This window comes from Paenibacillus montaniterrae (assembly GCF_018403185.1).
Taxonomy (GTDB): domain Bacteria; phylum Bacillota; class Bacilli; order Paenibacillales; family Paenibacillaceae; genus Pristimantibacillus; species Pristimantibacillus montaniterrae.
Genome location: NZ_BOSE01000001.1, coordinates 1,045,812 through 1,059,211 on the forward strand (window position 1 = coordinate 1,045,812; position 13,400 = coordinate 1,059,211).

12 protein-coding genes and 1 other annotated feature are annotated in these 13,400 nt (G+C 46.6%); of the genes, 2 read left to right on the top strand and 10 right to left on the bottom strand.

Annotated elements, in window-relative coordinates; all coding sequences use genetic code 11:
• Positions 1 to 109 precede the first annotated feature (109 nt).
• The 3 genes from KJS52_RS04985 to KJS52_RS04995 all read right to left on the bottom strand — a co-directional run bounded on the left by KJS52_RS04985 (position 110) and on the right by KJS52_RS04995 (position 2,724).
• Positions 110 to 643 carry a deoxycytidylate deaminase gene (locus KJS52_RS04985; protein WP_213513577.1) on the bottom strand — a complete coding sequence of 178 codons (534 nt, stop codon included), beginning with the start codon at positions 641 to 643 and terminating at the stop codon, positions 110 to 112.
• A 102-nt stretch (positions 644 to 745) separates the two neighbouring features.
• The gene (locus tag KJS52_RS04990) at positions 746 to 2,038 is read right to left on the bottom strand and encodes a homocysteine synthase (RefSeq protein WP_213513578.1); all 1,293 of its coding nucleotides are present in this window, start codon (positions 2,036 to 2,038) and stop codon (positions 746 to 748) included.
• A 107-nt stretch (positions 2,039 to 2,145) separates the two neighbouring features.
• Positions 2,146 to 2,724, bottom strand: a complete 579-nt coding sequence (locus KJS52_RS04995) for a ComEA family DNA-binding protein (RefSeq protein WP_213513579.1) — start codon at positions 2,722 to 2,724, stop codon at positions 2,146 to 2,148.
• Positions 2,725 to 2,796: 72 nt separating this feature from the next.
• On the opposite strand from KJS52_RS04995, the gene comER reads away from it, so the two are divergent.
• Positions 2,797 to 3,636 carry a late competence protein ComER gene (gene comER / locus KJS52_RS05000; RefSeq protein ID WP_213513580.1) on the top strand — a complete coding sequence of 280 codons (840 nt, stop codon included), beginning with the start codon at positions 2,797 to 2,799 and terminating at the stop codon, positions 3,634 to 3,636.
• A 62-nt stretch (positions 3,637 to 3,698) separates the two neighbouring features.
• Here comER and leuS read toward each other — a convergent pair whose 3' ends face one another.
• The 3 genes from leuS to KJS52_RS05015 form a co-directional block, all read right to left on the bottom strand.
• Positions 3,699 to 6,140, bottom strand: coding sequence for a leucine--tRNA ligase (gene leuS, locus KJS52_RS05005; RefSeq protein WP_213513581.1), 2,442 nt, complete (start codon positions 6,138 to 6,140; stop codon positions 3,699 to 3,701).
• 72 nt (positions 6,141 to 6,212) lie between these two features.
• Positions 6,213 to 6,438: a binding site (T-box leader), on the bottom strand.
• Positions 6,439 to 6,486: 48 nt separating this feature from the next.
• Positions 6,487 to 6,924: a hypothetical protein gene (locus tag KJS52_RS05010; RefSeq protein ID WP_213513582.1), complete on the bottom strand. Its 438-nt coding sequence runs from the start codon at positions 6,922 to 6,924 to the stop codon at positions 6,487 to 6,489.
• 40 nt (positions 6,925 to 6,964) lie between these two features.
• Positions 6,965 to 7,279: a hypothetical protein gene (locus KJS52_RS05015; protein ID WP_213513825.1), complete on the bottom strand. Its 315-nt coding sequence runs from the start codon at positions 7,277 to 7,279 to the stop codon at positions 6,965 to 6,967.
• A 168-nt stretch (positions 7,280 to 7,447) separates the two neighbouring features.
• On the opposite strand from KJS52_RS05015, the gene KJS52_RS05020 reads away from it, so the two are divergent.
• Positions 7,448 to 8,866 (top strand): DEAD/DEAH box helicase, encoded by a 1,419-nt coding sequence (locus KJS52_RS05020; RefSeq protein WP_213513583.1) that lies wholly within the window; start codon positions 7,448 to 7,450, stop codon positions 8,864 to 8,866.
• Between the two features lie 24 nt (positions 8,867 to 8,890).
• Here the strand turns inward: KJS52_RS05020 and KJS52_RS05025 are convergent, their stop codons facing one another.
• The 4 genes from KJS52_RS05025 to phnC all read right to left on the bottom strand — a co-directional run bounded on the left by KJS52_RS05025 (position 8,891) and on the right by phnC (position 13,317).
• Positions 8,891 to 10,681 (bottom strand): sensor domain-containing diguanylate cyclase, encoded by a 1,791-nt coding sequence (locus tag KJS52_RS05025; protein WP_213513584.1) that lies wholly within the window; start codon positions 10,679 to 10,681, stop codon positions 8,891 to 8,893.
• 246 nt (positions 10,682 to 10,927) lie between these two features.
• Entirely contained in the window at positions 10,928 to 11,734 is an 807-nt protein-coding gene (gene phnE / locus KJS52_RS05030; protein ID WP_213513585.1) for a phosphonate ABC transporter, permease protein PhnE, read from the bottom strand.
• Positions 11,735 to 11,744: 10 nt separating this feature from the next.
• Positions 11,745 to 12,557: a phosphonate ABC transporter, permease protein PhnE gene (gene phnE / locus KJS52_RS05035; RefSeq protein ID WP_213513586.1), complete on the bottom strand. Its 813-nt coding sequence runs from the start codon at positions 12,555 to 12,557 to the stop codon at positions 11,745 to 11,747.
• Positions 12,517 to 13,317: a phosphonate ABC transporter ATP-binding protein gene (phnC, locus tag KJS52_RS05040; protein WP_213513587.1), complete on the bottom strand. Its 801-nt coding sequence runs from the start codon at positions 13,315 to 13,317 to the stop codon at positions 12,517 to 12,519. Before phnC ends, phnE (KJS52_RS05035) begins: the two co-directional genes overlap by 41 nt.
• Positions 13,318 to 13,400 lie beyond the last annotated feature (83 nt).

Genomic DNA, 13,400 nt, shown 5'->3' on the forward strand with positions numbered 1-13,400 from the left:
TGCTTCCCTCCTGTTCTATCTTCTGCTCAGCGCAGCTTTGCTTGCTCAGCGCCAGGCAAAATAAAAAGAACCCAGACCAATGGTCCAGGTTCTCCCTTATTGCAATATGTTATTGTTTTATTTCCATAGCCGCATGCGCTGGAGGCTCGTACATATCCAATGAACGAAAAATTATTCCAACTTGCTCCATCAAATGCCTTACCTTCTGATCATCCTTAGAATAAGGCCGATGAAATACGATTTCACTTATCCCGCTATTAGCAAGCATATTGGCGCATGTCCAGCATGGCTGATCGGTTACATATACCACCGAGCCTTCACGGTCAATCCGATCTGTGAACAGCAGTAAATTTTGCTCTGCGTGAATCGTACGAATGCAGCGCTGCTTCTTCACAATTTGCTGCTCGCCCTGCTCATTGGTAACAAGCTCATACTCCTCGGAAATCATGCAGCCTGCCTCTTCGCAATCTTCAACTCCCATTGGAGCACCATTATAAGCTGTACCAAGCAGCTTCTTGCCTTGCACAAGCACTGCTCCGACATGTCTGCGATGACATCTCGAGCGTGTTGAAACCATATAAGCGATATCCATAAAATACGTATCCCAATCTTTGCGCGCATGCTCCCTTGCACTGCTTTGCATATGAACCTTCCCTTCCTTGCCCTAGCATATCAAACCAAGTTGTTAGCTATATTATAAGGTTGCAGAAAGAGGAATGCAAAACAAGCTGCCCCGTTTTACGAACTATTGCTGACTCGCTGCAATCGCCTGCTCCAAATCGGCAATAATATCATCAATGCCTTCTGTGCCGACTGACAAACGAACCATGCCAGGCGCTACGCCAGTTGCCGCCTGCTCCTCTTCTCCAAGCTGCTGATGCGTCGTACTCGCAGGATGAATAATGAGTGATTTGGAATCGCCAACATTGGCAAGATGCGAGAACAGCTTCACCGCATTGATCAGCTTTTTGCCCGCTTCCACGCCGCCTTTAATGCCGAATGTCATAATTGCTCCTTGACCTTTCGGCAAATATTTTTGTGCCAGCTCATAAGATGGATGGCTAGGCAGACCAGGATAATTCACCCACTCCACTGCATCATGCGCTTCGAGATATTGAGCGACCTTAAGTGCATTTTCACTATGGCGCTCCATACGCAAATGCAATGTTTCCAAGCCTTGCAGCAGCAAGAAGGAGTTGAACGGCGACAATGCAGCACCCATATCGCGCAGCAATTGCACGCGCGCTTTAATGATATAAGCAATCGGGCCTAGTGCCTGTGTATAAACTAAGCCGTGGTAGCTTGGATCCGGCTCTGTCAAGCCAGGGAACTTGTTGCTGGCAGCCCAATCGAATTTTCCGCTGTCGACAATGACGCCGCCAATAGACGTTCCGTGACCACCGATAAATTTAGTTGCTGAATGGACAACAATGTCCGCGCCATGCTCAATTGGACGGCACAAATACGGGCTAGGGAACGTATTGTCCACAATGAACGGGATACCATTTTCATGAGCAATAGCCGCTACTGCTTCCAGATCAATGACATCTCCCTTTGGATTGCCAATCGTCTCAGCGAATACTGCTTTCGTCTTTTCATTAATTTGAGCACGGAAGTTTTCAGGATCCGATGGATCAGCAAAGCGAACCGTAATGCCCAGCTTTTTCAGTGTATGAGCAAACAGGTTGTATGTACCGCCGTACAAGCTTGTAGCAGATACAATTTCATCACCTGCGCCCGCAATATTTAAGATGGAATACGTAATCGCAGCTTGTCCAGAGGAGACAGCCAATGCAGCAACCCCGCCTTCAAGCTGAGCTACGCGATTTTCAAAAACGTCGGATGTAGGATTCATGATGCGTGTATAAATGTTGCCAAATTCAGCCAGACCAAACAAATTAGCTGCATGATCTGTATCCTTGAAGCCATAGGATGTAGTTTGATAAATCGGAACAGCACGAGACATCGTTGTAGGATCGATCGTTTGACCACCATGGATCGATAAGGTTTCAAGCGAAAGCTTTCTTTCTTCTGACATAAGAATCCTCCTCAAAACTTTTTGTTCTTCCTTGTATATGATACATCGGAAAAATAGTTAGTGGTAAATAATCCAATTAATACGGATACATTACCATTATGAACGAACTATGGACTTGCTACAATACTTTCTTGTATTCCTGCATAAAGTTTTTCTCCAATTCCTTTTACCCGCTTAATATCTTCAATTCTCTTGAACCTTCCTTTTTGCTCACGATCCTCAACTATTGCTTTTGCTTTTGACGGGCCGATGCCTTTTAGCTGCTGCAGCTGCTCGATGGAAGCGCTATTGATATCAATTTTATCCGAATCTGCCGCATTGTCCTGCTCTAAGGTTGATGCTGATGTTTCCTCGCCCTGCACAATAGGGCTCGCTGGTTCCACAGTATTGACTGGTTCTACAGTATTGACTGAATGTACATTTTCACTGCCAGCAGCTTGTAGAGGCAGCTTGTCTTGTCCGCTTTCTGTTAATTGCTCCCGCTGCTGCTCTTGCCAATACTGCTGCAGCAGCTGCTCAACTGGTATTTGTTCCACCTCATTGGTTGCGGCAAGTCGTATAGCAAAGGCAATAACGATACATAACAGCCCTGCGCCTAGTACAGAAAGCAGTACAAGCTGCGGAGCATCCTTGTTCTTTTTTGCTGGGAGCATGCAATCCCTTCTTTCTTTTAATCTCTTTGACATAAGATACAAGCATTGCGGAATAGGATAGGTTTTGAATAGTGCTTTCACACTTTCATAATAGGAGGGATCATGATGAAAATTGGATTTATCGGAGCAGGAAGTATGGGGAGCCTATTAATTGAAGCATTCATAGTAGCCGAGGCAGCTGAGCCAAATCAAATATATGTTAGCAATCGAACGTTCGCCAAGGTTGAGAAGCTTGCGTTGAAATTTCCTGGTCTGCAGGCAGAAGAAACGAATGTTGCCGTTGCGCAGCATTCTGATATCATTTTTCTATGTATTAAGCCACATGAATTTGCTCAAGTCGTTGCAGAAATTAAATCATATCTGACGAAAGATAAGCTCGTTGTTTCGATTACGAGTCCCGTTTTGCTTCGCCAGTTGGAGCAAGAGCTCGACTGTCAAATTGCCAAGGTCATTCCGAGCATTACGAACAAAATGTGGAGCGGAGCTACGCTTTGCATTTATGGCAAGCAAATTACTAAAGCTCATCAGACAGAGCTGGAAAAGCTGCTGGCTTATATTAGCGAGCCGATTCGAATTGAGGAAAGCTTTACGAGAATCGTGTCCGACATATCGAGCTGTGGACCTGCTTTTTTCGCCTTTTTACTGCAGCAATTTATTGAAGCGGCAGTCGAGGAAACAGGCATTGCCCGCGATGAAGCGATGATGATTGCCGGCAATATGCTGCTCGGTACGGGGCTGCTGCTAACTGAAGGCGGCATGACAACGGAGGATGTGCAGCAAAGAGTTGCAGTGCCGGGCGGAATTACTGCACAGGCGCTTGCAATGCTGCAAAGGGATACTGTAGGCATTTTCAACAATCTGATTCGTACTACCCATAATAAATACTATGAGGATTTGGAAAAGGTGCAGGCAACCTTTAACAAGGAAGAGGTTAGCGAGCAATAGCTGATTGCCAGCTGCATTCGCTGTCCTCTCCCTTGTCCTGACTGCGCTTTGGCTGCTTGCGGCTAGTTGGCTACGATGTTAACCAGCTTGCCTTTGACAGCAATAACTTTGCGGACTGTTTTGCCAGCAATAAGCTCGGCAACTTTGGCGCTTTCCTTCGCTTTTGCTTCCATTGCCGCTTCATCCAAATCAGCAGCGATTGAAAGACGCTCAACAATTTTGCCATTGACTTGAACAACGATTTCGACTTCCTGGTCAACTGTCCAAGCCTCGTCGAATGTCGGCCATGGCTCATAAGAAATTGTACCCTGATGACCAAGCGCTTCCCATAGCTCCTCTGCAATATGCGGAGCAATTGGAGAAAGCATTTTAACGAAATCCTCCATCGCTTTGCGAGGCAGCGCTTCTGCTTTATATGCCTCATTGACAAATATCATCATTTGGCTTATTGCAGTGTTGAAGCGAAGATTTTCAAGATCATCGGTAATTTTTTTGACGGAACGGTGCCATGTGCGCATAAATGCGTCGCTCGCCTGCTCTGTATCGGTAATACGGCTGTTAAGCTCGCCGTTTTCTGAAATAAACAGACGCCATACACGGCTTAGGAAGCGGTAAGAGCCTTCTACGCCGTTCGTGCTCCATGGCTTAGTCGCTTCAAGCGGTCCCATAAACATTTCATACATACGCAGCGTATCTGCGCCAAACTCATTGACGATATCATCCGGATTAATGACATTGCCGCGAGATTTGGACATTTTCTCGTTGTTGGTGCCTAGAATCATTCCCTGATTGACAAGCTTTTGGAATGGCTCCTTCGTATGAACAACACCAAGATCATATAGCACCTTGTGCCAGAAACGTGCATAGAGCAAGTGAAGCACGGCATGCTCCGCACCGCCAATATAAAGGTCAACTGGCAGCCATTCGGCTTGCTTCTCTGGCGAGCAAATCTGCTCCGTATTTTTCGGATCGATATAACGCAAATAGTACCAGCAGCTTCCTGCCCATTGCGGCATCGTATTCGTTTCACGACGCGCCTTCATGCCTGTTTCCGGATCAATTGTGTTGACCCACTCCTCAACATTGGCAAGCGGAGACTCACCTGTGCCAGAAGGTGTAATAGCGTCGACATCTGGAAGCAGCAGCGGCAATTGATCCTCTGGAACAGTTTTCATCGTGCCGTCTTCCAAATGCAAAATCGGAATCGGCTCGCCCCAATAGCGCTGACGAGAGAACAGCCAGTCGCGCAGGCGGTACGTAACCTTTGCTTTGCCTGCTCCAGTTTCTTCAAGATGCTTGATCATCGCTGCGATCGCATCGGCATTGTTTAAGCCGTTCAGGAAATCAGAGTTAATGTGGGCACCGTCGCCAGTATAGGCTTCTTCCTCAACATTTCCGCCCGAAACAACCTCTATAATCGGCAAATCGAATTGCTTGGCAAATTCGTAGTCGCGAGTGTCGTGGCCTGGAACTGCCATAATTGCCCCTGTACCGTAGCCAGCTAGCACATAATCAGCAATCCAGATTGGCAGCTTGGCGCCATTTACCGGATTAATTGCATATGCCCCTGTAAATACGCCTGTTTTTTCTTTCGCAAGATCGGTGCGCTCAAGGTCGCTTTTGCGGGAAGCAGCTTCCTGATAAGCCTCAACCGCTGCTTTTTGCGCTTCAGTTGTAATTTGTGCAACTAGCGCATGCTCGGGAGCAAGCACGCAATACGTAGAACCGAACAGCGTGTCAGGACGAGTTGTAAATACAACGAGCGATGCATCATGCCCGTCAATATTGAAGGTAACCTCAGCGCCTGTTGATTTGCCAATCCAGTTGCGCTGCATATCCTTAATGCTTTCAGACCAGTCAAGCTCCTCCAGGTCCTCCAGCAAGCGCTCAGCGTACTCGGTAATTTTCAGCACCCATTGACGCATTGGCTTACGGATAACCGGATGGCCGCCGCGCTCGCTCAAGCCGTCGATAACCTCTTCATTGGCAAGCACCGTTCCCAAAGCCGGACACCAGTTAACAGGCACCTCGTCTACGTATGCAAGCCCTTTTTTATAAAGCTGAATAAAGATCCACTGTGTCCATTTGTAATAGTCTGGATCAGTCGTACTAATTTCTCGATCCCAATCATAAGAGAAGCCAAGCGATTTGATTTGGCGTCGGAAATTGTCAATATTGACGAATGTAATATCTCGCGGATGCTGGCCTGTGTTAAGCGCATGCTGCTCGGCAGGCAAGCCGAACGCGTCCCAGCCCATTGGATGCAAAACATTGTAGCCTTGCATTCTTTTGTAACGAGCAACAATATCAGTTGCTGTATAGCCCTCTGGATGACCGACATGCAGTCCTGCGCCAGACGGGTAAGGAAACATATCAAGCGCGTAAAACTTCGGCTTGTTTTTATCCTCGCCAGTTTTGAACGTTTTGTTTTCCTCCCAAAACTTTTGCCATTTCGGTTCAATCTTTAACGGATTATAGCCGTCTCGAGATTGCTCTTGACTCATCACGATTCCTCCTAAAAACTTTTCATGTCAGCTCAATAGATACAAAAAAACCTCTCATCCTAGCGGATTAACGCTAGGGACGAGAGGAGATTGCTCACGTGGTACCACCCTAGTTAGCAGCCATATGCTCTATGAGCTGCTCACTTTACGTCTTTATCGCAGACATACGGTGTATTTCGCAATTGCTTTACATACACTGCTCCAAGGCGAGTTCCGCTCGTTCAAGCACCGACTTTCACCGTCCGTCGGCTCTCTGCAGCTTGATTACGATCATACTATTCCTTTTCATCACATTCACTTTTTACAGTTATTATTGATTATATAAAGCATGCGTGACAGTGTCAAGTCAGGAGCTTTGTCCCGTATCATTGGGATATGAATGCTGCTTGTCCGACATATGATGATTGGACAAAAAACTGTATGCGGCAAGGCCAAGCAGAAGAAGATGCAGCAGTCCCCCCGGTAAAGCTTCTATCCCTTGCATGAACATCGCCATAAACCAAAGGCTAATAATCGGCAGCTGTAGCACAAATATGAGGGTAATAAAGATTTCAAGCTGCTTGTCGATCATTTTGACATTAATCTTTTTGCGAGCTGCAAGCGTGGCGAACATTAGCAGGCCAAGCGCAAGCAGAATATAGCCCCATACCTGCAGACTCGTTGATAATCTGCCTTTGCTTATGCCGAGTATTTCATAATCCAGCCATGTATAGTAGGTATAATTGATACCGAGCGCGCAACACATTACAGCTACCAGAACGATCTGCCACCAACGGTATAGCATCAGCTACACCTCACTTTCTTCATGTTATCCGTTCAATCGATTAAGAACGCTGCCTATGCAGTCCAAAGCGTTCAATATGATCATGAAGACCGAGCTGCTGCAAAAGCTCATATTGGTAAGGACCTAGTAAATCAAAATGTGGATAACGGTCTCTATGGTGAATATAGGCGGGATTTAAATGATGCTGCTTGCACCAGGCGCTCAGCTTGTCGACATCGCTGCAGCCAACCTTCGTAACAGTTCGGCAGTTTGGGAAGCGCTCGTCATGCCAATAATGAGTTAAAAAGGCGATATGACCTTGCTCTATAGCAGCTTTCCAAGCATTCAATTCAGCTCGCGAGATACCAAAAGCGATATCCTACACCCCCTTAATTGTAAAAAGCACAGATACTTTAGCATACCACATGAAAGCAATTGATGCACTTGTTGGTTACAACTGGTATACTAAATGAGCTGTATGATGAACGCGATGATTGGCATAATCTTAAATATAGCAATAGCTTAGAAATGAGGACTACTTTTTATGAAAAACACATTTATTGAATTGGGAATCGCAGAGCAGCTCGCAGCTGAGCTTAAAATGAATGGCATTACAGAACCGACTCCTGTGCAAAAGGCCGCTATTCCCGAGCTGCTGCGCGGAGCTGATGTTATTGCCAAAGCGCAAACGGGTACAGGCAAAACACTCGCCTTCACATTGCCTATATTAATGAAGCTGAATCCGCAAAAGGATCAGGTGCAGGCTTTAATTTTGACGCCAACTCGCGAGCTGGCGATTCAAATTACGAGTGAGGTAAAAAAGCTTGCTGGCGCTATGCAAGCGACGGTGCTTGCCTGCTACGGCGGACAAGATGTTACCGCTCAAATTAAAAAGCTGCAGAAATCGCCTCATATCGTTGTCGCAACGCCTGGCCGCTTGCTGGATCATTTGCGTCGCGAAAGCATCAACATCGGAAAAATTTCCAGCCTTGTGCTTGATGAAGCCGATCAAATGCTGCACATGGGATTTTTGCCAGAGGTGGAATCCATCATTGTGCAAACACCAAAAGCACGGCAAACGATGCTTTTTTCGGCTACGATGCCTGATGCCATTCGCCAGCTTGCAGCGCAGTATATGAACAAGCCGCAGCAAATTGACATCCAGACCGAACAGGTAACATTGAAAAATATTAAGCAGCGCGTCGTGGAAACAACTGACCGCGGCAAGCAAGCTGCATTGATCGAGCTGCTGCGAAGCCAGAATCCGTTTCTTGCTGTCATCTTCTGCCGCACAAAGCTGCGTGCCTCAAAGCTTACAGAGGCTCTGCAGGAGGCTGGCTTTAATGCGGACGAGCTGCATGGCGACTTGACGCAGGCAAAGCGTGAGCAGGTCATGCGCAAATTTCGCGAGCTGAAGCTGCAAATATTGGTGGCGACTGATGTCGCTGCACGCGGGCTTGATGTGGAAGGCGTCTCTCATGTGTACAACTATGATATTCCGCTCGACGCAGAAAGCTATATTCACCGCATCGGCCGAACGGGCAGAGCAGGACATTCCGGCTATGCGATTACACTCGTTACCGCTAAGGATATGAGCAAGCTTGATCTCATTGAGCGCGGTATTAAGATGACCATTGCGCGCCGAGCTATTGAGCAGCAGGAGCCTGCAAGCGGTCGCAAGGAGCGTGCAGGCAAGGAAAATCGCGGTTCTCGTCAGCGCTCCAGACAGGACGCAATCGGCTCGCCGCCAAGCAAGCAGCATGAAGGCCGCGCTAAAACAAAAGCTAAAAAGGATAATCCGTGGGAAATTACACAAGCAGATCTTGAATTTGCGCAAGGAAAAAAAGAAAAAGGCGCCAGAAAATCTTCCGGCAGCCAAGCAAAATCTCGTTCGGGCTCTAAACCGCGTTCCCAGGCTGGGCGCTCCGGCGGCCGCAGCTCGTCTCGCAGACGCTCACAATAATAAAAACTAAGGCAGCCGTCATTGCTATAGCAGTGACGGCTGCTCCTGTTTGAGCCGCGCTACCGAAGTTCTGTTGCGCCCCTCGCGCTTGGAGCGGTACAGCTGCTGATCAGCGGCATCCATCAACTCTATTTCACTACGGTAAAGAGACTTATGCTCCAATGCAGCGACGCCGATGCTTATCGTCGCATAGCCGAGCTCGCGCTTCGCATGCGGCAGCCTCGCAAACTCCACCGCGCTCCGCATCTGCTCTGCCAGCTGATAAGCTTCAGCAAGTGGACAAGCAGGCAGCACAACAACAAACTCCTCCCCGCCAAACCGTGCAAACAGACTGTTCTCAGGAAGCTGCTCGCCAATAAGCTTTACAACCTGCTTAAGCAGAGCATCGCCTTGAATATGTCCATAGTTATCGTTATATTTCTTAAATTCATCAAGATCAAGCATAATCAGAGACAGTGGCGTACAGTTTTCCTTTGCCTGCTGGAACGCTTTCTGCATAAAAGCATTGAAGCGATGCCGATTGTAAATGCCCGTCAGGGCGTCCTTTGAAGCTAAATGCTCCAGCTGCTCATTAGCTGATCTAAGCTCCTTTGTACGCCGGTTAACCTGATCATCCAATGTTGCATTAAGCGTCGTAAGAGACTGATTCAGCTGCTCTGTTTCCAAAACCTTGTCAGCATAGCTTTTGCTCATCATAAACACCTGGATCACGACATACAAGCCTACTGCAAGCAAGGACAATGAGACAGATTTAATCCAGCCGTGCGCCAGCATGAAATCGTTAAACAAGCCGATGCTGACCAAAGTCAATCCGACAATGTTGGCAAAGTTGCGAATATGCTGCTCCCGATAGCCGCGATAAATGACATAGACCAAGTACACGAATCCAAGAACCGCAAAACAAAATAAATATTCAGCCATTCGCTGAAAAACAATTGGCTTTGTTATAAGCGTAGTTACTATCGCGGCAGTAATGGAAAAGGTAATAAGCTTCAGCACTTGCTTGGAAAATTGCTGCTTGTACCATTCATAGACGAGAAAAACTAATAGCAATACCGTGGCATGAGTAAATAAATATTCCAGCCTCGTCCCCCAAAGATAAGAAACCTGCAGCAGCGTAAGCGAATAAAAAAACGGATCTGCAAAAAAGGCGCGAATGGCAAAGCATATGCAGAACAAGCCAAATATAAGAAACAGCTTCTCCTGGCGGCGGAACCAGGCAAACAAAATCATAAACATCCCCATAATGAAAATACAACCAACAACAAACAGCATCCAAATGATGCTCGTATTAAATTTTTGAGCCACTTCCGAAGCCTCGCCTATAAAAATCGAATGCTCAAAGCCGCCTCGTTGATGCTCAAAGTTTGAAATTTGAATAGTGAGCAGCAGCTCATCTGTGCGCGGCACGAAATAGCCAAGCTTGGGCGACAATTCTGATTCATGCTCTTCAGCACTTGACCCGACACGGCCGTTGCTGGCAATTTCAATCAGGTCGGCGTAAAGCTTGTAAGCGCTGTATTGATGCGGAATATGAATAGCAAGGGTGCGTCCGACTAAGGCTCTCGGAATTTTAACTCTAGTTGCATAGGTTCCATACGTATTGGAAATTCCACCTTGCTCCTTAAATGAGCTCGGCAGCTGTACCGTACGCGCATAATCACGCAAAATGAAGCTGTATACCTCTGTTGGCTGCAGAAGCTGCTCCTCGAAATAAAACCATTCGCCATCCAGTGAAGTGTAAAATTCAGCTGCATCACTGCCGCTGAAATCGATTAGCGCCAATGGATGATCCTCGGCTTGTGCGCTTTTCAAGGGTACAAGCACGACAAGCAGCATGCACAAAAGCAAAAAAACCAATATAATACCGATCCTCGAACGCAGCCTAACTACATTTCGCAACAATGAGCGTTCACCTCTGTCACTTTATCTAAACGCGAATAGCGCCATGAAAGTATGCTTAGCTAGAATTCTACACATTATTTACAAAATTACAATAAACAAAAAACTCCTGTCTTCAATTGCTTGAAGCTTCAGGAGTTTGCATATGGCGCAATACATTTAGCCTTGCACGAGCTTTGCTCTTATTTTACTGGAAATATACTCAATCAACAAAATCAATACAATTAAACCAATCAATATCGAGCCTGCTTCAGACCAGCGATAGGAATTCATCGCAAATATGAGCGGCGCGCCTATGCCGCCTGCCGCCACCAGACCCAAGATCGCCGCATCGCGCAAATTCATATCATAGCGATAAATCATAATCGATAGAAACATGGCCGTAAGCTGAGGAATAATGCCGAAGCGTATTTTCTCAAACGTGGTGCAGCCGATCGACTCCATCGATTCCAGAATCGACGTATCCAAGTCTTCAATAACATCTGCAAACAGCTTGGAAAGCATGCCTATGCTTGTAAGCGACATCGTCAAAACGCCTGCAAACGGTCCTTGCCCGGTAACTCGAATAAACATTAAGCCGTAGACAACTGCAGGGATCGTACGAATGACGATAAGCATAAAACGAATTACCGCCGCAATCGGCTTCGGTACAATATTAGACGCCGATAAAAAAGCAAGAGGGATGGCCAGCAATCCACCGACAATCGTTCCCAGCAGTGCAATCGCCATCGTTTCCAGCAATAAATAAGCGACCCCTTTATCCGTAAAATTAAACAGCAAATCAAGATCAGGGTTAATAATACCCTTCACGATATTACCGGCGATTTCCAGGCCATTGATCGTTAGTTTATTAAACTGAATGGCTGAGGTTGACCAGAAAAAAATGATCAGAATAACCGTTGTTGCCACAGCATGCAGAAAGCGGAGCCGGGGTTGCTTTCGCAGTTGTGCTTCTATAGCGTTCATACAGCATCTCCTATGACAGTTTTTTACGGAAATATGCACTGATTGATTCGATGATATATACCGTGATCACGAGCAGCAGCAAAATCATGCCCACATTGGCGTAATTGCGCCAGCCCAAGCTTTCATTAAGCAGCAAGCCGATCCCTCCCGCTCCTACATAGCCTAAAATCGAGGCATAGCGCACATTTCCTTCAAAGCAAAATAGTGAGGTCGACAAATAATTAGGCAGCACCTGTGGGAAAATTGCGTAGCGGAACGACTGCAATGTTGACATTCCCATCGCATGCATAGCCTCGTACGCCCCCATTTCTGCATTCTCGATTTGCTCATAAAGCAGCTTGCCAACATAGGCAACTGAAAATATGAAAATCGCAACCGTTCCCGCCATCGTGCCAAGTCCGAATATAAAGGTTGCAATTAATGCCACTACTAAAGTCGGCAGCGTGCGCAGCAAGCTGAGAAAAAATTTAACAAGTGCAGCCAGCCAGGCATGCTTGTTAATATTTCTTGCTGCCAAAATCGCTAACGGAAGCGCACATACAGCGCCAAGCAGCGAACCGAACAGCGACATTTTAATCGTTGCGATCAGCGGCTGCCAAAGCTGACTGCCGTATTCCCAGTTAGGTGGAACCATATTCTGAAGAATAACGAAAAACTCCGAAATTCTCCTGACAAGTAGCTGGAAATCGAAATCCGTCATTTTCGCCGAATAATAAATAAGTACAAGCGCAACTGCGATATACAACGGCATAAAGGAGCGGGGCTCATAGACGGTCCTGCCATTAGGCAGTGTAATGCTTTTCCGCAGCAGTCTGTTCAGCATGCTCGCCCAGGCCTCCCTCTTCCAGCTTGCCATTGTAAATATGATGCAAAATTTGCTCGTTCACCTCTTCTGCCGTGCCGTCAAATACGATTTCTCCTGCACGAATTCCAATGACACGGCTTGCATATGCGAGCGCCAAATCGACATGATGGATATTAATTAAAATCGTCATATTCAGCTGCTCGTTAATATTTTTAAAATCATTCATAACCTGATGAGCGGTAACGGGATCAAGCGAAGCGACCGGCTCGTCCGCCAATATAATGCTTGGATTTTGCGCAAGCGTCCTGGCCAGCGCTACACGCTGCTGCTGTCCGCCAGAAAGCTGATCAACCCGCACAAACGCCTTGTCCAAAATCCCTACCCGATCAAGCGCCATCAGCGCCTGCTTTTTCTCCTCCTTCGTAAATATTCCGAGCAGCTTGCGCCACCACGGCATCTCAGGCACAAAGGCAACGAGCACATTTTTAATAACTGACATACGCGTCACCAGATTGAAGGATTGAAAGATCATTCCTATATTGCGTCTTAATCTTCTAATTTGCCTGCCTCTAAGCTCGCTAATTTCTACATCATTTACTTTTAAGGAGCCGTCGGTTATGTGGTGCATCCGGTTAATACAGCGCAGCAGAGTCGACTTGCCAGCGCCGGATAAGCCGATAATTGCAACAAATTCTCCCTGCTCAATGACAGCATTAATATTTTTCAAAGCATGATAGCCGTTAGGATACTGCTTATTAACTTGTTCAAACTGAATCATTTAAAAATCCCCATTCATTGAAAAATGAGAACATGGGATGCATGTTCTCATTTTTTTCATTGATTAATGTGTTGCCATATAGG

What these genes read in the sequence shown, in the direction of transcription:
- KJS52_RS04985 (WP_213513577.1), bottom strand. Translation starts at nt 643, where the DNA reads ATGCAAAGCAGTGCAAGGGAGCATGCGCGCAAAGATTGGGATACGTAT.
- KJS52_RS04990 (WP_213513578.1), bottom strand. Translation starts at nt 2,038, where the DNA reads ATGTCAGAAGAAAGAAAGCTTTCGCTTGAAACCTTATCGATCCATGGT.
- KJS52_RS04995 (WP_213513579.1), bottom strand. Translation starts at nt 2,724, where the DNA reads ATGTCAAAGAGATTAAAAGAAAGAAGGGATTGCATGCTCCCAGCAAAA.
- comER (WP_213513580.1), top strand. Translation starts at nt 2,797, where the DNA reads ATGAAAATTGGATTTATCGGAGCAGGAAGTATGGGGAGCCTATTAATT.
- leuS (WP_213513581.1), bottom strand. Translation starts at nt 6,140, where the DNA reads ATGAGTCAAGAGCAATCTCGAGACGGCTATAATCCGTTAAAGATTGAA.
- KJS52_RS05010 (WP_213513582.1), bottom strand. Translation starts at nt 6,924, where the DNA reads ATGCTATACCGTTGGTGGCAGATCGTTCTGGTAGCTGTAATGTGTTGC.
- KJS52_RS05020 (WP_213513583.1), top strand. Translation starts at nt 7,448, where the DNA reads ATGAAAAACACATTTATTGAATTGGGAATCGCAGAGCAGCTCGCAGCT.
- phnE (WP_213513585.1), bottom strand. Translation starts at nt 11,734, where the DNA reads ATGAACGCTATAGAAGCACAACTGCGAAAGCAACCCCGGCTCCGCTTT.
- phnE (WP_213513586.1), bottom strand. Translation starts at nt 12,557, where the DNA reads ATGCTGAACAGACTGCTGCGGAAAAGCATTACACTGCCTAATGGCAGG.
- phnC (WP_213513587.1), bottom strand. Translation starts at nt 13,317, where the DNA reads ATGATTCAGTTTGAACAAGTTAATAAGCAGTATCCTAACGGCTATCAT.